We start from the raw sequence: 19149 nt of genomic DNA, 5'->3' as shown, positions 1-19149 counted from the left end.
AATTCCATGTTTTTTTGTTCTTGTTTTTTATTTAACATAAATATGTTTTGTTATTTTTTTTGATTTTTTCATTTTAAAAATAGTAAAATTACAAATGTAGCCAAAAGCACTTGACTACGAAAAAAAAGTGGTCGCGTAGCTCAGCTGGATAGAGTACGTGCCTTCTAAGCATGTGGTCGTGGGTTCGAGTCCCGCCGCGATCGCCATTTTTTTTATTCTTTTTTTTTCAAATTTAATTTATATAACAGTTTTTAAAATCAAATAATTCTCATTTTTTCGTTTAAAAGCAGCCGGGTTTGGCTGCTGCTTTTTTAAAACTAAAAAACGACTAAAAACAATACCAAATTAAGTAAAAAAAATACTAGAAACAACTTTGTTTTCGAATTACAATATTTGTGAAAAAAAGAAGTATATTCACTTTAAACTTCAATAAGGAGCAAATAATGAATTATTTTAGTCCCAACAAATTGATTAGTTATCTACAAACAGCAGCATTTTTGTATTTTTTCTCGTGATTCTTTAGTATGTTTATTTATGTTGGTATTTACATGGGTACATGAGACAAAACATTTATTGTTGCTAGAAATGCAATGATTATTTGCGGGATTTTGCTAAATTTATTGGTTTTAGGATTAGGTTATTTGATGTATTGAAAATATGAAAATGAATACAACACCAAAATCAAAATATCAGCTACTGAAGTGCTTGTAGCAAAACATAAGAGTCTACAAAAACACAAAATTTGACTCATTTTGTCAGTCTTTTTACCTGGTTTTGCAAATTTAATATTGGTTTGAATTTTTTGAGCAAGAGCCAACAGAGTTATTGCTGTTTTGCATAATAATTCAATAAGCAAAACTGATTTGGATTCATTTGATAATGTTAATAATCAAAATGATGATTCAAGAATAAAAGGAGATTTTTAGAATACTGCTTAGCAGTATTTTTTATTGCTTTGTCAAGTAAAGTAAGCCAAAAGGTATAATTTTAGTATTATGGATAAGAAAGAACTAAAAGATTTGATTCGTACAGTGTACGATTTTCCTGAAAAAGGAATTGTTTTTAAAGATATTTCATACTTGTTAGCTAATGGAGAAGCTTTACATTACACAATTGATGAAATAGCTAAATTTACCAATGATGCCGATATTATCGTTGGACCTGATGCACGTGGTTTTTTATTTGGGACACCAGTAGCTGCTAAAACAAAAAAACCGTTTATTATGGTGCGCAAAAAAGGTAAATTGCCTGGCCCTGTGTTGTCTTGTGACTATGGTCTTGAGTATGGGCGCAATGTTTTAGAAATTCAAGATGGAATCACTAAACCAGGACAAAAAGCAGTAATTATAGATGACGTTTTGGCAACTGGAGGAACATTAGAAGCAATCATTAAACTTCTAGAAAGAGAAAAAGTGGAAGTTTTAAGAGTAGTTGTTTTGATGGAATTAGATGGATTTGATGCAAGAAATAGACTAAAAGTTCCAGTTGAATCACTAATCAAAATTAACAAAGGAGAATAATGAAAAAATACAATTCATACAATGAAGTTCCTAAAGATTACAAATGAGATTTAGAAGATATTCTTAAAGGGACAACACTAGAAAAATTACAAAAAGAGTATTTTGATTTATACGAAAAAATTATTGAACTTAAAGACTCCAAATACAGCTCTAAACAAGCTTATTTAGATTATTTAAAAATTTATGACAAAAAGCTTGAAGTAGATTTTAAAATCGGAAACTATTTATCAAATAAAAGAAACATCAACGTTGTTGATCCTGAAATTAATAAATTGATTGCTGATTTTTCAAATAAAGATGATGATTGTGCAGCAAGATTAGGTTCTGAATTAAACAGAGTAAAACAACACAGAGCAAAAATTGAAAAATGAGTAAATGATAAAGATTTTGCAGCAGTTAAAAAAGACTTTGAAGAAGCCTTAAGTGCACTAGATCACAAGTTAAGTGATGAAGTTGAAAATTACTTAACAGAGGCAAATAGTGGTCACCCTTCAGTACATGCTGTTTTTAGCATCTTAGAATCAAGTGAAGTTGATTTCGGTTATGCTATTTCTTCAAAAGGTTACAAACAAAAAATTACTCGTGGAACTAGAATTAAACTAGCGAAGTCAAAAGATGAGCAAACCCGTAAAACAGCTTATCAAAACTACTTAGCAGGTTTCTATAAACACAAAGAAAGTTTTGCTAACTTGCTAATTCAACACTTTAAAGAATACTCAACTAGTGCAAAACTAAGAAAATACAACTCATCAATTGAAGCTTTGCTTTCGGATGACAACATCGACCCAAAACTTTTAGAAATTATCTATAACAATGTTGCTAATAATATGGCAATGTTTAAGCGTTTCAATAAAGCCAATAAAGAATTCTTCAAAATTAAATATAAAAAAGAACGTAAAGTTTGAGATAGTGCTTTAGATTTAGTGGATATTAAAAATGAATATTCTGTTGAAGAAGCAAAGCAAATTTTTGTTGACTTGATGTCGGTGATGCCTACTCGTTATGCACAAGTTGCAACAAAAGCAATGCAAGAAAACTGAGTTGATTTTGTTAATGTGCCAAACAAACGTAGTGGTGCTTATTCAATTGGTGCTTCATACGGTCTAGGCAAAAAATACATTTTGATGAATTTTAATGGTTCACTAGATTCAGTGGGAACACTATGCCACGAAATGGGCCACTCAATGCACTCATACTTTTCAGACATTACACAGGACATTAAAAGAAGTCAATACCCAATCTTTTTAGCAGAAATAGCATCCATTTTTAATGAATTAATGCTAAACGATTACTTAATTTCTAAAGCTAAAAGCGACAAGGAAAAATTTTATTTATTAGGTGAAAGCATTAATGATTTTGTCGGAACTGTTATTCGTCAAACTCAATGATCTAATTATGAGTACAATCTTTATCAAGCAACGGATCAAAAACAACCTATTGCTTCATACAAGGACTTAGAATCAATCTACATTGATATTGCTAACAAGTATGCAATGAGTGATAAAAAATCAAAACCTGGCGATCATATAAATATTTATTCAGTTACTGTGCCACACTTTTACTACAATTTCTATGTTTACAAATATGCTCTAGGCTACATTGTAGCAAATGTTTTCTACAACAAGTACAAAAAAGAAGGTGAAAAAGCACTGAACGAATACATTGACAAGTTTCTTTCAGCCGGAGATAGAGATTGACCTGCACAAATTTTAAAAGATGCCGGAGTCGACATTTATTCAGACGAAGTTTACAAAATGGCATTTGAAAATGTAGAACAAAAAATTAATACTTACATTAAATTGGGTAACAAAATTTTCAAAAAATAACACATAAAAGCTGCTTTTGCAGTCTTTTTTACTTTAAACGCAACAAGATAGGAGTTTTTGATGACAACAAATGAAGAAAATAATAAAACAGAAGACAAGGCAAAAAAACTAGTTGTATACAAATATATTCATTTTGATAGCTGTGACTATATAAAATTGAAAGAAGACAAAGAATCTGAGTATAAAGTGCACGATCTTAAAGATAATATTTATTATTTAACTAATTCACTGCGAAAGTTTATTACAGACAATGGAGACAACAAGGAATTCTTTAAAAGAACTAAAGTTATTAATGTGCTAAAAGGTGAAAATAGCTACAATGGAACTGAATATACTTATCACTATGAATTTAGGCTAGAACGATATATAACTGATGTAAATTTCATAGTGATAAAGGCTACTTTTGACTTCCCAAATTATAAAATTGACGAAAGCATCGAAGAAGCACAAAAATCGATTCTTAATGATTCAAGTCCTTCTGCAACGCGTGAATTTCTATTTGATGAAGAGAATCATGATTACATAAACTTTCAAAATTTTCTTATAAATAATGTTTTTGCAAAAAACTTTTTGTTTAGAAACAGCCTAAAAGAAGAGTTTCAGGAATGAGTTGCTGATAAAAAAGATGAAAAAAAACAAAATGAACATAATAATCAATTAAATACCATATTAACTTATGTGAGAAATGCTTTTACTTATGCATTTGTGTATGTCAATAAAAATGTAACAAAAGATATAGAGTCAATTAATGATCACAATAATGAAGATGCTCGTATGATGGCATGAAATTTTTGAAATTATGATCCAGGAAATACAGAAGTTTTAGCGAACACAAAAGAGGCGATAATTACTAAGGCTCATTCAATCATTACATATTTTTATTCTTTGGATGAGACAAAACATTCGACGCACTACAACATATTTGAAAGTGATTATAAAATTTTGTTTATCATTGCTTTAGTGCAAAAATGAGGCTACACTCAAGCGCTAAATATTTTAGACGATCTTATATCTTCATTTAAGAAAGTGAAATCCTCTAACCTTGGTAAAAACAAAAATGTAAATAATAAATTGGTTGATAAAACACGTAGTTTTGATGCTCTAAAAATTCACAAAACACTAAGCACTCTTGAATTTGGATTTGTGTCTAATGACAATCGCGAACAGCATTTTTATGAAAGACTTTATAGTGACTTCTATATTGAAAAAATAAAGAAAGAAATTCACGATGTTTTAGAAAGAGAATCAATAATCGATAGTTTAGAATCAAGAATCATAGTAAACCATGACAAAATAGATCAAATTCTTCGAGACAATAATCGTTTTATTAGAGATATTCGTAGTTCAAGAGCAGTTTCAACACTTTCAATTTTGACAAACGTTGCTGTAGGTGCGACTTTTACTCAGGTGTCACAATCTTTTATTGATGATAATTACCCAAATTTAAGTTATTTAAAATGAGTAATTTCATGCAGTATTTTTGCTTTTTTCATTTTACTTGCATTAATAATTTTCTTCATCATGGATAGGGGTAATGCAAAAGTACTTTTAAGCGATCTAAAAGAATCTTCTAAAAAAGCTGTTGAATTACTCTTAAAAAATGAGTGATTAATCTCAGATAATGACTCAGAATCTCACAAACAAAAAAATGAGCTAGTAGAACAATACAAGAATTATTTAGACAAAACTAAACGAAAAAGAAAAATTATTAAAGCTGCCAAATGTTTAAATGTTGACTATGATAAATTTAAAGCTAGTTGTGAAAAATCATTGTTAATTTTATTAAAGAGACAACATGACAATTAGCGACCTAAACGACATTCCACATTTGCCTGGAGTTTATTTTTGAAAAAATTCTAATGACGAAATAATATACATTGGTAAAGCAAAAAATCTTTACAAAAGAATGCGTCAGTATTTTTTAGGTGCTCTTAATTCTTATAAAACTACTAAATTAGTTGAAGAAATTGCTTCTTTTGAATTTGTTACCTTTCAAAATGAAAAAGAAGCCCTATTATATGAACAATTATCAATTACCAAGTTCAGACCGCGTTATAACATCTTGCTTTTAGATGATAAAAAATATCCATATCTAAAAATATCTTTAACTAATAAGATTAATATTCAAATTGCCTGAAAATACAAAAAAGAACCAAACACAATTTATTATGGACCATTACCACCGGGATATGGTTCTAGTGATTTAAGAAAATATTTAGAAAGTCAAGTTTTGTATCGAAACGGTTTTTTGATTGAAAATGAAAGTTATGAATATTGAAAAAATGCTTTTAATAAAATAAAATCGATTTTACTTTTTAAAGAGAAGAATTTTTTAAAGCAATTAGAATCTAATATGCAAGAAAGCGCATATAATTTTCGTTTTGAAGAAGCCGCTAGCTACAAAAGACTGATTGAAACTGTTAAAAAAATTCAAGATAAACAGTTGGTTGAATTGCAAAATTATGAAGATGTTGATATTTTCTATTTCGCAAGAAAAAATGAGTATGCAGTTTGAGGAATTCAAGTATATCGCTTCGGAACATTATTAAATAGCGAAACTGGTGCTCTTAACATAGTTTTTGATTTCGAAGAAACCATCAATGCATTTTTAAATGCTTTTTATGCCAAAAACCAAAAACCAAAAACAATATTTTTTAATCCTGAACTTAAAGATTTTGATTTTGACATAAGCCATGAAATCAAAAGTCAATATCCACAAAAAGGTCAGTTTGAAAAAATTATGGAAAATGTCAAAACTAATGTCGAAATAAAAGCTGACAATGAAATTCAAAAATTAAACAAATATGAAACTAAAACTGTTGCTAACGTTGAAAAATTACAAAAACTACTCAATATCAAATCAGCAAGAGACATCGTAGTTTTTGACAACTCTCATTTTGGCAATCAAAATCCTGTTAGTGCAATGATTAGAATTATTGATGGAAACGTTTACAAAAGTGAGTATCGTAAGTTTAATCTGGAAGTGGTCGACTATCGCAAGGCAGATGTTGAGTATATGAAACAAGGGGTTCAAAAATTTATTGATATGACAAAAAATGGCTCTAAACCAAATTTATTGATTGTAGATGGCGGCGTTGCCCAAATTAATGAGGCTAAAAAGGTGCTAGCCAAAAACAATTGACAAGATGTCGATTTGATAGGTTTAGTAAAAAATGACAAACACAAAACTGACCACATAATAAATGCCAACAAGTTAGCGATAAAAATAGATGATATCGATTTGTACAATTTTCTTGCCAACATTCAGGAAGAAGTTGACAGATATGCCAAAGCAAATCAGTGAAAAAAATCCATTTCTTCAAGTTTAGAAGTAAGTTTATTAAAAATACCTGGTGTAGGTTTTAAAACTGAAGAAAAGCTTTTGACTCATTTCGGTTCTTATTCAGCAATTTACAATGCTTCGATTGAAGAATTGAAAAAAGTGGTTTCTGAGTCAGTGGCTTTCAAAATCAAAGAAATTTTTGAGTAATCAATAAATGATAGAAGGCTAAAAACAAGCCTTCTTTTTAATTCATATTCTGAATTAAAAAAGACTGAAAAAGCACTCAAAATAAGTATCTTTTTATATTAAGATGTTTGCTAAAAAATATTACTTCTTTTTTATGTGTTTTATAAACACACAAAAAAATGGCGCTCTTTGATAAAATTAATAAACTATGACTAATAACAAAATAAGAAATTTTGCAATTATTGCCCACATCGACCATGGAAAAAGTACTTTAGCTGACAGAATTCTTGAAATAACTGAGACTATTGAAAAAAGAGATCTTGAAGCACAACACTTAGACACAATGGACTTGGAAAGAGAAAGAGGAATTACAATCAAACTCAATGCAGTCCAAATTAAGTACAAGGATTACATTTTTCACTTAATCGACACTCCAGGCCACGTTGACTTTACATATGAAGTTTCTCGCTCGCTAGCTGCTTGTGAGGGTGTTTTGTTATTAGTTGATGCAACCCAAGGTATTGAAGCTCAAACACTTGCCAACGTTTATTTAGCACTTGAACACAATTTAGAAATTATTCCTGTTATTAACAAAATTGATTTACCTTCAGCTGATCCGGAAATGGTAAAAAAAGAAATTGAGAATGTTATTGGCATCGATGCTAGTGATGCTATATTAGTTTCAGCAAAAACTGGACTAGGGATTGAAAATATTATTGATGCCATTATTAGTCGCATTCCCGCTCCAAAAGAAGCAGATCCTGAAAAGGAACTTACTGCCTTAATTTTTGATTCATACTTTGACCCATATCGCGGAGTTGTCTTGCTAGTTCGTTTGTTTAACGGAACTTTAAAAGTCGGTGATGAAATCTTACTAATGCATAATGACAAAAAATTCCACGTGACTGAATTAGGAATTAGAACTCCAAAGGAAATTAAAAAGGAATATTTAGAAGCTGGGGAAGTAGGATGAATTGCTGCTTCTATTCGTGATGCTAAAGATATTCAAGTTGGAGACACAATAACACTGGCTAAAAGACCTTCTCCATTGCCTTTGCCGGGATATAAAAAACTGAAGCCGGTAGTTTACACTGGTTTTTACCCAGTTGATACTCGCGATTTTAATGATTTAAAAGATGCCTTAGAAAAAATTTCTCTATCAGACTCAAGTATTAGCTATCAACCTGAAACATCAAAAGCCTTGGGTTTTGGATTTAGAATTGGATTCTTAGGAATGCTTCATATGGAAATTTTGCAAGAACGTTTAGAAAGAGAATTCGGTCTAGATATTATCGCGACAGCTCCTAGCGTTGAATTCTATGTAACTAAGACTGATGGTGAAACCTTAAATATTACTAACCCATCATTATTGCCCGACAGAAACTATATTGAAACGATTGAAGAACCCTATATAAAAGCAAGTATTTTTCTACCACAAGATTATTTAGGTGCAATTATGGAATTGTGTCAAGACAAAAGAGGAAAATATATTGACCTTGAATATATCGATGATAATCGCCGTAGATTAATTTATGAATTGCCACTAAATGAAATAATTTTTGACTTTTTTGATTTACTGAAATCTTATTCAAAAGGGTATGCATCATTTGAATATGAATTCATCGGATTAAGAGAAAGTGATTTAGTAAAAGTTGACATTTTATTAAACGGTGAAAAAATTGATGCTTTGGCTATGATTGTGCACCGTGATTCAGCATATGTGCGTAGTCGTGAGTTGTGTGAAAAACTTAAAGATGTAATTCCACGCCAAAACTTCGAAGTTCCAATTCAAGCTGCTATCGGTGGTAAAATTATTGCAAGAGAAACTGTTAAGGCATATCGTAAAGACGTTACTGCTAAATTGTATGGTGGAGATGTTACTAGACGTCAAAAACTACTGAAAAAACAAAAAGCAGGTAAGAAAAGAATGAAAGCAATCGGAAGTGTCGAAGTACCACAAGAAGCATTCTTAGCAATATTGAAAACAGACACATCGAAAAAATAGGAGAAAGAATGGGATTAAAACCTTTTGGGCAAAATTCGAACAACAATATTAAGACCGAAAATGCACTACCTAACAATAGTGCTTCATTACAAAACACTCAGTCAATATTACTAAACACAACAATTGAAGAAAAAACATTTGAAAGTTCAAAGAGAATTGATAAAAAAGGTGTCATACCTAATGGAATAATGCGTGTTTTCAATTCTCAAATCAGAGTTAAAACTTTTAATATCATCTGTGTATCTTTGCTTTTATTTGTTGCTTTTATCTTGTGCTTATTGTTTGCGTTTAAGCCAACACTTTTCATCGAGGCAACAGAGAAAAATCCAAATCCTTCTTCACCTTGAATTTGATACGTTTTACTAGCAATTGCTTCAATACTATTGACCTGAAAATTAATAATTGATGCAATTAGTTTAGTGAATTTAAAAAGAAGCATCAATGAGTATCGCGATGCCATTAATAAAGGTACACAAGAAGTTCCGGCATTCGTTTTGTTACTATACCGCAAACTAATGTTTAACCAAGTAACACATAATTGAATTACAATCGCCTTTGTATTTTATTTTGGTATTTTCACTCTTATTTTCTGAGCTTTGAAGGATGCTCAATGAATCAAATTTGATGGTGCAACTAGGGCTGATGGTTCACAGGTATATGTCTTGGATTTCAAAACTTGAATTCACAACTCATTCCCTAACACTAATTTATGAATTGGACTGTTCTCTGCAATTATCGCAGTAGTTGTTTTAATCCATATTGTTTTTTCAATCTTAAGAAAAATAAAAATATCTTCTATTCAATCTTTTATGGGTTTAGGGGCCTTTAATTTCAATGAAATTGCAAAAGAAAAACGTAAATATAACATTACGTTAATGAAGATATTTATAATTTCAATATTAGTGGTTCTAATATTACCATTTATAATATATTTTATTGCTACACGTATTATTAGAAGAAAGAAGTAGCGAAAAGGAGTTTATATGTCAACAGGAGCAATCATTGCACTAGCACTAGGAATGGTGGCATTAGGAATTTTAATTGGTGGTTTTTTGGGTATGTGAATATCACAAAGAAAAATTAAAAAACAATTAGAAGAAAATCCGCCAATTAGTGAAAAACAAATTCGTGCTATGTTTATGCAAATGGGAAGAAAACCATCTGAAGCACAAATCAAGGCAGTAATGCGTTCAATGAAACAAGCAAAATAATAATAACTTTTCACAAGCACTTAGAAATTGGGTGCTTTTATTTTGCTAATTTTGAGTCAAATTTTGAATTTCTTATTGAACTATGACTGGCTTTTGTTTGGAAAAATCTTTTACTTCCTTGCAATCATTAAAATTTTGGATGTAAGAAAAAGACACAAATTAGAGTGAATTATTTTCTGCTTTGGACGTTTTCTATTATTTGTTTTCGAGCAGTGGTTTCACTTATTTCTTTGTTGCAAAGGCCTATTTAAAACCAGTACTACACTTATTTTAGTTGTATTTTCGTACATTATAGAGAGATAACAAACAAGTAAAATAGTTCTAAATCTTACTAAATTCAAGTATTACACTTGTTGTATTATCAATAACGATTGAATGTGTGGCCAAAATTTTAAGCTTTAAACTTTACAAACAAAAGGTGAGTGAATCACAACTGTCACTTGAACAACATGAGCACACGCAATACTAACAGTACTGAAATTTCGATTCCATGACTGAGAAAGAATCAAAAAATTTGCTACAAGTTATAAATAGCTAATAAAAAAGCATTTCATTAAAAATGAATTTTCTAGATCCAGTACTCATGTGATGAGAGTATTGTTTTCGATAGCTTTAATAGTTGAAATAAATAACTTCACTACTTTAATAAAAGTTTCAATCATTACATTAATTCTTACTGTTTCATTAATAGCAAATGAAACTGTGGCAATACATAAATTCAGAAACAAAATGTAAAAAACCTCAGTTGTTATGACTGAGGCCTTTTTTATTATATTAAGTTCATTTTTTGTTTGAAGAAATAATAGCAGTGCACTAATGCAGTAAGAACCATTCCACTATTAATTATGTTTTGTAATTCTTGTTCACTAGCTCAACGGTTGTAACTTATTTGTTCGAAAATACTTCCATCCCCTAAAGCTTCATGCTGCTTTAAGCCGGTAACATCAAAAATGTAACCAAAAACAATTTCATTTGCTTGTGTTGAAGCTAAAAACTTAAAAGTTTCAAAAACATTATTTTTGTTAACAACAAATCCCGCTTCTTCTTCAACTTCACGAATAGCAACTTTCAAACTATCAGTTTCATTGTTTTCAAATCCACCAGTTATTGGGCAAGGGAAGCAATCATCTCATTTCTGTTTTTCAACAATTTCAGGCAAAGGTTGATAACGAATTAAAAATTCAAATTCGTTATTTCCTTTTCTTCTAAATAATAAAACCGCTACTGAATTAACATTACGACGTTGGGCATAAACAAAACCTTTGTCAGTTTGGTATAAGGATAATCAATAAGCATCATGCAATAATTTATCTTTTTTCATATCCATTAATTATGAACTAAATAGAATACGAAAAACAAAAAATAAAAAATTGCAAATAATATTTTTTTGTGCTAGAATATAAACATAGCGACCAAAGCGAAGGTGTCCACCTGAACCCATTCCGAACTCAGCAGTTAAGCCCTTCAGCGCCGACGATACCTCCAAGGGAAAATAGGGCGTCGCTTTTTTTTATTATCTTTTTTAAGTATTGAACTATAATTTACAAATATATGTCGGTAGTTGCTCGAGTGGCTGAAGAGGTTTGTCTCGAAAACAAATAATGTAGCAATACATTCAAGGGTTCAAATCCCTTACTACCGGCCATTTTTTATTACTTTTGCAATTGCAAGGCTAAAATTTTAGTGGAGTAAAAAATGAAAGAAACATTTACATCAGAAATTAAACAAGAAATCATTAGTAGAAAAATCACTAAAAATGTTGCCGTTAATTTTATTCACGGCTTTTTAGCAACACAAAAAGATGAAAACTGTTTCTTTACAATAAATAAAGAATATATAAGACAATTTGTTTTTCAAATTTTACAAACCTTGCAAATTAAATATAGTCAACCACGCAAAAATCAAATTAGTTTTGTAGTGCCAAAAGATATTAAAAAAGCCAATTATGTCAAACAAAATGATTACTTTGCCGCTATTTTTCTATTGACAGGCAGTGTTAGTGATGTAAGTCAAACCATGTACCACTTGGAAGTTAAGTTTTCAAGCCAACAAAAAGCTAAAATGATTCAGAATTTTTTGGAAAAATACGACATTTGTTTTCGATTAATTGAAAGAAAAAAACAATTTATTCTATACATCAAAAAAGTAGAAAGCATTTGCGATTTTCTTAAAGCAATAGGTGCAATTAATGCTTACATGAAGTTCGAGGAAGCCAAAATCAATCGTGACTATACTAATGCAGTTAATCGCTTAACTAATTTTGATTTTTACAACCAGCAAAGACTTGCGAGCAAAAATACTGATTTTTTAGTGCAATATCAATTCATTTTGGATAATAATTTAGTTAACCAATTTACTCAAGATATGTTAGACTTTTTCGAACTGAAAAAACAAAATTTAGATTTAGGTCTAAGTGACTTAGTTTTGCTAATGTCGCAAAATGGCGAATTAAAGTCAAAATCAACATTGTATTATTATTTGAAAAAGCTATCAAAAATTTACTTAAATAATCAGGAGGGATAAACATGGATTTTGGTTCAAGAATTGATGATAACACTAACTATTTTGCTCAATCAGAAGCAACTAAATTGTTAAAAAAGAAACAAAACAAACTACTTTCAATCAGTTTGCTTTGATTTAGTTTGGGGATTTTTATCACTTTTCTATTTGCCGGACTATTTTCATACATTCCGGCTTTAGGAAAATTAATTGTTCGGCCTGAAAGCAAAGATACTTTTCAACCTTGATTAGTTATTTTAATTGCTTTAGCAGCTCAGATTGGTGTATCAATAGTTATTAGATCGTTCTTTAATATTAAAAAATTAGGTAGTATCAAAACAGTATGACTTGCAGTTGGGTATGCAATTTATGTAGCATCTTCAACCATAATTTTGACTATCATGGCCACCTTTTTGAAATGAAGTGGTTATCTTGATGGATCAACACTAACACTTTCATTCTTAATACCATTTGCAATTTTTGTTGTAACTGGTTTGTTAGGATATTTCGGAATAATCAAATTTGAAAAACTGTGACCTATTATAATTGTTTGTCTAGTTGCTAGCTTTATAGTTATGATAACAACAATGTTCACTGTTTTTAGAAATCAAAAAGCTTATTCTCTCCTATCAGTTTTATTTATTGTTATTGCAACAATATCAATAGGTATCAACTTTAGAGCAATAAGACTAGCAACTGAATCTACTAAGAATAACTTAGACAACGTTAGCATGTGAAATCTTGGACTATTTTTTGGTTTTGATTTGTACACCAATTTATACTCATTGACTTTACAAACACTTAGCTTGTTCTCTTATCTAAAAAGTTAATTAATGACAGGTTTTACCTGTCTTTTTGTTACTTTTTACTTTCCAAAAACATGACTAAAGTAGTTTGGTTTCACAAAAAAAATTTTAATTCAAATCAACTATTGACTTTCTAAGTTAAAAAAAATTAAAAGTCTTATAATTAAAAAGTATTTATAAAACACATTTTTAAGGAATATTATATGAGCAAAAAAATACTTGTTATTAATGCTGGTTCTTCATCGATGAAGTGATCACTTTTTACAAAAGATAAATTAGAATTAATTGCTTCAGGATTAGCTGAAAGAATTAATATTGATGGTAATTTAATTTGCAAATACCAAGGACAAAAATTTGAAAAGAAAATTGGACTAAAAAATCACGAAGATGCAGTTCGTGAAACTCTAGTTCAATGACAAGAAAATCACGTTATTGAATCAATTGATGAAATCGATGTTGTTGGTTTCAGAGTTGTTAACGCTGGTCCAAAATTGATGAAATCAATGATAATTGATGATTCAGTAGTTGAAACTATTGAAAAATACACAAAATTAGCTCCATTACACAACCCAGGAGCAATTCAAGCTATCAAAGCTTTTGATAAGTTATTACCAAATGCAAAGAAAACAATGAATACAGACACTGCTTTCCACGCAACTATTCCAGAAATTAACCACGTTTATCCAATTAATCGTGAAATTGCTAAAAAACACAATATCCGTAAATATGGGTTCCATGGAATTAGTCACCGTTACATGACTGAAAGATTAGAGCAAATTTTAAATAAAAAACCGGTTAACTTTGTTAGTTTACACCTAGGAAACGGGTCATCACTATGTGCTGTTCGTGACTCAAAATCATACGATACTTCGATGGGATTCACACCATTAGCAGGGGTTATGATGGGAACACGTTCTGGAGATGTAGACCCATCAATCGTAGCATATTTAGCAAACGAACTAAAAATTGACGCAAAAGCAGCAACTGACATTCTTAACAAAGAGTCAGGACTTCTAGGAGTAAGTGGAATCTCAAGCGATATGCGCGATCTAGAAGCAAAACAATTAGTTGATCCAAATGCACGTTTTGCACTAGACTTATTTGCCCAAAAAGTAGCTGATTATTTAGCGGTTTACTTGAACAAAATTGCTAACAAACCAGATGCAATTGTTTTCACAGCCGGAATTGGTGAAAATGACCCATTAACAAGACAAAATATTATCAACAGAATTCACTCATATAACGTTAAATTGAGTGAAGCAAATACCCAAAAATTTGACGATTGCATTTTAATTAGTACACCAGATAGTGAAATTCCTGTGTATGTAATTAGAACAAACGAAGAATTAGTAATTGCAACTGATGCTAAAAACTTAGCAAAGTAGCACTAAAATAAGTCTTTTTCAAGTATAATAACATAGTTATTTTTTATAAATAACAATCAAGGTAAGTTAAACTCCTTGATCTAAAATTAGATCCAATTTAAAGTCCAAAAGGAGAACAATGGCAAAATACGAAATTATGGTACTATTGGATTCAACTGCTAACGAAAGTGTATTGTCATCACTTTTATCTTCAGTTTTCAAAAACAAAGCTGAAGTTACTAAGTTAGAAGAAACCCAATTAGCTTACCCAATCAAAAAGCAAAATACTGCACAATACTTTGTTGTTAAAGTAGATGCTCAAGGCGAAGAAATTAAAGAATTTGGACGTCGTGCAAATCTAGAAAAACAAGTTCTAAGAAACCTAGTAATTAATCTAGATACAGAAAGAGCATTACAAAGAAAACCAAAAGTTAACAGTGCTAAAAAGTTCCAAAAACCAAAAAAACAGGCAGATAGAAGACCAGTGGAAAACAGACAACCACGTGACAAAAAAGACGCTAACGAATCTTCAGCTGAGTAGTTTTAACTAATAAGGGGTGTTATGAATAAAATTTTATTAATTGGAAGATTAACTGACGATCCACAAGGCGGAAAAACTAAAGCTGGTGATCGTGAGTATGCTAGATTTACACTTGCTGTTACAAGACGTCAATACGGACCAAATCCACCACTAACAGATTATATTTCTTGTGTTGCATTTGGAATAACAGCATCAAGCATCAACAAATTCTTAGACAAAGGGGCCTTAATAAGCATCGAAGGTTCTTTACAAGTAACTTCTTCAATTGCCAATGGGCAAAGAATTACAAACTATTCAGTTTTAGTTGATAGCTTTGATTTCCTTGAAACAAGAGAAATTGCTGAAAAACGTCGTAACAAAACAAACAACGATAATCCAAGACCAAGCTTCCAACAAACCCAGCAAAGAGTAGGAATTAATCTAGAAAATGCCTACGAAATGGATAAAAAACAAACTAACACTTCTTTTAAAAATGAAAGTTTTAGTCAAGACGAGGAAGAACACGTTGATTTTGATATTGACGATTTCCAAAACGTTTTTGACGAAGATTAATAAGGAGATTTTTATATGGCAAGAGTAGTTTCTAAAAAACCTTTTGTTCGTCGTCGTCCATGTCAATTCTGTCTTTCAGATCACCAATACATCGATTACAAAGACAGAGAATTGGTTGAAAAATATGTTAACCAACACGGAAAAATTCTATCTTCACGTATTACAGGAACATGTGCTCGTCACCAAAGAAATTTAGCTACAGCAATCAAGAGAGCGAGACTTGTTGCTTTACTACCTTTCATTGGAAGTAACAAAGCTAACAAAAAATAATTTTTAAGAGCCTTTTCGGCTCTTTTTCTTTACAATTTAAATAGTTTTAAGGAGTTATATTATGTGAAATTTTATTAAAAGTGCTGACAAAATGGATTCTTGATATCAACATAACAATGAAGAAATTGCTTTTTGAGGTCGTTCAAATGTTGGTAAATCTTCGCTGTTAAATGCACTAGCAAATCAAAAAATCGCCAAAGTTTCTTCCACTCCTGGACGCACAAGACTATTAAATTATTTTCAAACTGATAATCAAAAAATTATTGTCGACTTACCAGGTTATGGGTTTGCAAAAATGTCAGCAAGCGAGCAAGTGCATATTTCGAAAATGATTGCCAATTACTTAGAAAAATCAAAAAATTTAACTAAGATTTGTGTTCTTATAGATTCAAAAATTGGAATTACTCCAATTGACAGCGAAATGATTGATTATTGCACCGAATTAAATCTTGAAATCTTGTTAGTAGCCACCAAAATCGACAAAGCGAATCAGAAACAATTGCACCAAACCAAAAAAGATATTCAAACACTGTACAGAGACATGGATATTATTTTTGTAAGTTCAAAAAACAAAAAAAATCTAGAATCACTCAAAGAAAAAATAGCCATTTAGTTATCTAACTAAAAGCCAGCTTTTTTGGACTATAATAATATAGATATAGACATGAACAAAAAGAGTAGATCTAAAACTTGAAAAAACATCAGAATATGATTGGGAATAACATTGCTTTTTGTTATTCCTTTTATTCTATTTTTTGTTTTTAAAAGTCTTTATAGCACTAACCAAACACTAAGCGTAGTTTTTATTTCAATTTTTTCAGCAATGATGATTGCGAGTCTTGGACTGTTAATTTACAACTTGATTGTCATTTTTCAGCGTAATAGTTTGATCAAAAACACACTGAATTATCATATTGAAAATGAAATTGCTAAAGAAGGGGTAGGAGTAGTAATTTTTGACGAAAGAACCAGAATTATATGAGTGTCAAAATTCATAAGTCAGCGTTTCGGTTCGTCAATAATCGGTAAAAATTTAAAAAATTATGTCGATTTTGACAACATTGATTCAGAGCAATTTTCGCGTAAGATAAATTACGAAGATTTTGACTATGAAATGAATGTAGACTTGACTAAGAATGTGGCAGTTATAAAAGATGTGACTGATGAATTGAACGTTTTTAGAATTTACGACAATGAAAAAATTACTTTTGGAGAAGTTGAAATTGACAATATGTCTTTATATCAATCGATTTATTCAGAAGAAGAAATTTTTAAAATTTATAATGCTGTAGTTAGTGTTTTAGATGATTTGACCGCAAAGCATGATTTTGTTTATCGTCGGTATGTAAATAACAATTTTTTCATTATTACAACTAATGAAACACTAAAAAAATTAATGTCTTTAGACTTTAAACAACTGACTAATATCGAATGTAATGATATTCGTGACAAAAATATAAGAATTCCAATTTCAGTAGGTTTTGCTTATGGCTTAGAAAAGTTAAATGATTTAACTGAAAAAACTAAAGATGCTTTAAGTCAGTCTAAGGCGCGTGGTGGCGATCAGATTACAGTAATCGAAAAAAATAACAAACCAATTTATTTTGGGTCGCGTTACGAAGTTGCTCACACTACCAATAGAACAAGAATGGCCCACTTTACTGCTGAAGTGATGGAAAAAATGCGTAGTAGCAAGATAGATACCGTTTTAATTTATGGTCACAAACTTGCTGATTTGGATGCTTTAGGTTCAGCATACGCATTTTATCTAATTGCTCACTCTTTAAACAAAAGAGCCTTTATTCAAAATAAAACTTTTGATCCTACTTGTCAGCGATCAATCAACCGCTATTTAAACAAAAATCAAAATATTTTTATCACCCCAAAACAAGCAACTAAGCTTAATAGTGATTCAACCATGGTTTTAGTAGTCGATTGTGCTACTGAAGATAGAATTGAAAACAAAAATGCTTTTAAAAACGTTTCTCAAGACAATATTTTTGTTTTCGACCACCATCGAATTAGTCGTAGTCCTGACTATGTTTTAAAACAGAATTTATATGTTGATACCGGAGCCTCAAGTGCATCAGAAATAGTGACTGAATTCATTATGTTTAGTCATAAACAAAAAGCAATAACAAAAGAAGCAGCACAGATGCTTTTAGATGGTATTTACATGGATACCAATAGATTTTTAAAAACAACATCATCAAGAACATTCTTCGCTGCTAGTTTCTTAGAAGAACTGGGGGCTTCAAGTGCAACAAGTATAGAAACACTTAAAATGGATGAAAATGTTTATGAAATAGTAAGCAAAATTTTGAGTAATTTACGAGAAGTAAAACCAGGATATTTCTTGGCAACTTATGAAGGTGATGTGGAAAGCGATGTTGTTTCTATAGCAGCCGATGAAATTTTAAGAATTCAAGGAAGAAAAGCAGCATTTGTGGTTGCTAAAATCCCAGGAATGAAACAATATAAAATGTCAGCCAGAGGAATCGATACTAATGTTCAAATTATTGCTGAAGCTGTCAATGGAGGAGGACACTTTGCAGCTGCAGCAGCCGTTAGCGATGAAAATGAACCAATGGAAACATTTGTCGATAATATAATTCAAGCAATAGTGAGTGTGAAAAATGAAAGTTATAATAATTAAACCTTATCAAAAATACAAAGTTAATGAAATCATCGATGTAGCAGATGGTTTTGCTAAAAATTTCTTAGTTAAAAATGGTTATGCCCAACCATTAAATGATGCAACTCTAAAAAACCGAAAAAACGTGCTTAAAAATTTAGCTGAAACTGAAAAACAAAGAATTCAAGAAGCTGAGGCTTTAAAAGCACAAATCGAGAGCGTAACTTTAGAATTTGAGCTAAAAGTTAACAAAGATGTAGTTCATGGTTCAATAACAACGAAAAACATTGAAAAAGAATTACAACAAAAACATAATATTAAACTTCCAGCTCATTCATTAGCATCAATGAAAATTGCAACTTTAGGTATCCACGGAGTTCCCATTACTCTTCACCCTGAAGTTAAAGCATTCTTAAAAGTAAGAATCAACGAAGCAAAGTAGTAAAGGAGA

General features: G+C 30.5%; 18 protein-coding genes, 2 tRNA genes and 1 rRNA gene. 20 read left to right on the top strand and 1 reads right to left on the bottom strand.

Going from position 1 to position 19149, the window contains the following annotated elements; all coding sequences use genetic code 4:
- The first annotated feature begins 129 nt into the window (after nucleotides 1-129).
- From ACWXVV_RS02975 to ACWXVV_RS02935, 9 genes are all read left to right on the top strand, one after another.
- Nucleotides 130-206, top strand: a tRNA-Arg gene (locus tag ACWXVV_RS02975).
- A 237-nt stretch (nucleotides 207-443) separates the two neighbouring features.
- Nucleotides 444-926 (top strand): hypothetical protein, encoded by a 483-nt coding sequence (locus tag ACWXVV_RS02970; RefSeq protein WP_455979053.1) that lies wholly within the window; start codon nucleotides 444-446, stop codon nucleotides 924-926.
- A 69-nt stretch (nucleotides 927-995) separates the two neighbouring features.
- Complete coding sequence (locus ACWXVV_RS02965; RefSeq protein WP_455967774.1) at nucleotides 996-1520, top strand: adenine phosphoribosyltransferase; 525 nt, start codon at nucleotides 996-998, stop codon at nucleotides 1518-1520.
- Nucleotides 1520-3346, top strand: a complete 1827-nt coding sequence (pepF, locus tag ACWXVV_RS02960) for an oligoendopeptidase F (RefSeq protein ID WP_455984788.1) — start codon at nucleotides 1520-1522, stop codon at nucleotides 3344-3346. Before ACWXVV_RS02965 ends, pepF begins: the two co-directional genes overlap by 1 nt.
- Before the next feature lie 60 nt (nucleotides 3347-3406).
- Nucleotides 3407-5152: a hypothetical protein gene (locus ACWXVV_RS02955; RefSeq protein WP_456012482.1), complete on the top strand. Its 1746-nt coding sequence runs from the start codon at nucleotides 3407-3409 to the stop codon at nucleotides 5150-5152.
- Nucleotides 5142-6836 carry a GIY-YIG nuclease family protein gene (locus tag ACWXVV_RS02950; RefSeq protein ID WP_455984786.1) on the top strand — a complete coding sequence of 565 codons (1695 nt, stop codon included), beginning with the start codon at nucleotides 5142-5144 and terminating at the stop codon, nucleotides 6834-6836. Before ACWXVV_RS02955 ends, ACWXVV_RS02950 begins: the two co-directional genes overlap by 11 nt.
- 187 nt (nucleotides 6837-7023) lie before the next feature.
- Complete coding sequence (gene lepA / locus ACWXVV_RS02945; RefSeq protein WP_455984785.1) at nucleotides 7024-8820, top strand: translation elongation factor 4; 1797 nt, start codon at nucleotides 7024-7026, stop codon at nucleotides 8818-8820.
- A gap of 8 nt (nucleotides 8821-8828) precedes the next feature.
- Nucleotides 8829-9788, top strand: coding sequence for an MSC_0882 family membrane protein (locus ACWXVV_RS02940; RefSeq protein ID WP_455984783.1), 960 nt, complete (start codon nucleotides 8829-8831; stop codon nucleotides 9786-9788).
- A gap of 15 nt (nucleotides 9789-9803) precedes the next feature.
- Nucleotides 9804-10031 carry a YneF family protein gene (locus ACWXVV_RS02935; RefSeq protein ID WP_438341344.1) on the top strand — a complete coding sequence of 76 codons (228 nt, stop codon included), beginning with the start codon at nucleotides 9804-9806 and terminating at the stop codon, nucleotides 10029-10031.
- A 769-nt stretch (nucleotides 10032-10800) separates the two neighbouring features.
- Here the strand turns inward: ACWXVV_RS02935 and ACWXVV_RS02930 are convergent.
- Entirely contained in the window at nucleotides 10801-11352 is a 552-nt protein-coding gene (locus ACWXVV_RS02930) for an NUDIX domain-containing protein (RefSeq protein ID WP_455979049.1), read from the bottom strand.
- Between the two features lie 83 nt (nucleotides 11353-11435).
- Between ACWXVV_RS02930 and rrf the strand changes: the two genes are divergently transcribed.
- From rrf to rplI, 11 genes are all read left to right on the top strand, one after another.
- Nucleotides 11436-11540 (top strand): 5S ribosomal RNA (gene rrf / locus ACWXVV_RS02925).
- 46 nt (nucleotides 11541-11586) lie between these two features.
- A tRNA-Ser gene (locus ACWXVV_RS02920) sits at nucleotides 11587-11676 on the top strand.
- Nucleotides 11677-11726: 50 nt separating this feature from the next.
- Entirely contained in the window at nucleotides 11727-12554 is an 828-nt protein-coding gene (gene whiA / locus ACWXVV_RS02915; protein ID WP_455984782.1) for a DNA-binding protein WhiA, read from the top strand.
- Nucleotides 12555-12556: 2 nt separating this feature from the next.
- Entirely contained in the window at nucleotides 12557-13360 is an 804-nt protein-coding gene (locus ACWXVV_RS02910; protein WP_438341340.1) for an MAG0110 family membrane protein, read from the top strand.
- A gap of 179 nt (nucleotides 13361-13539) precedes the next feature.
- Complete coding sequence (locus ACWXVV_RS02905) at nucleotides 13540-14721, top strand: acetate/propionate family kinase (protein ID WP_455984781.1); 1182 nt, start codon at nucleotides 13540-13542, stop codon at nucleotides 14719-14721.
- Nucleotides 14722-14839: 118 nt separating this feature from the next.
- Nucleotides 14840-15241, top strand: coding sequence for a 30S ribosomal protein S6 (gene rpsF / locus ACWXVV_RS02900; protein ID WP_455984780.1), 402 nt, complete (start codon nucleotides 14840-14842; stop codon nucleotides 15239-15241).
- A gap of 21 nt (nucleotides 15242-15262) precedes the next feature.
- Nucleotides 15263-15793 carry a single-stranded DNA-binding protein gene (locus ACWXVV_RS02895; protein WP_438341337.1) on the top strand — a complete coding sequence of 177 codons (531 nt, stop codon included), beginning with the start codon at nucleotides 15263-15265 and terminating at the stop codon, nucleotides 15791-15793.
- 15 nt (nucleotides 15794-15808) lie between these two features.
- The gene (rpsR, locus tag ACWXVV_RS02890; RefSeq protein ID WP_455984779.1) at nucleotides 15809-16063 is read left to right on the top strand and encodes a 30S ribosomal protein S18; all 255 of its coding nucleotides are present in this window, start codon (nucleotides 15809-15811) and stop codon (nucleotides 16061-16063) included.
- A 61-nt stretch (nucleotides 16064-16124) separates the two neighbouring features.
- The gene (gene yihA, locus ACWXVV_RS02885) at nucleotides 16125-16676 is read left to right on the top strand and encodes a ribosome biogenesis GTP-binding protein YihA/YsxC (RefSeq protein WP_455984778.1); all 552 of its coding nucleotides are present in this window, start codon (nucleotides 16125-16127) and stop codon (nucleotides 16674-16676) included.
- Between the two features lie 51 nt (nucleotides 16677-16727).
- The gene (locus ACWXVV_RS02880; RefSeq protein ID WP_455984777.1) at nucleotides 16728-18719 is read left to right on the top strand and encodes a GGDEF domain-containing protein; all 1992 of its coding nucleotides are present in this window, start codon (nucleotides 16728-16730) and stop codon (nucleotides 18717-18719) included.
- Complete coding sequence (rplI, locus tag ACWXVV_RS02875; protein ID WP_455984776.1) at nucleotides 18700-19140, top strand: 50S ribosomal protein L9; 441 nt, start codon at nucleotides 18700-18702, stop codon at nucleotides 19138-19140. The genes ACWXVV_RS02880 and rplI overlap by 20 nt, the downstream gene beginning before the upstream one ends.
- Nucleotides 19141-19149 lie beyond the last annotated feature (9 nt).

The organism is Mycoplasma sp. 3392 (assembly GCF_053851755.1).
Note: the sequence above shows the minus strand (reverse complement) of the source record. Positions and strands in the feature narration are given on the sequence as shown.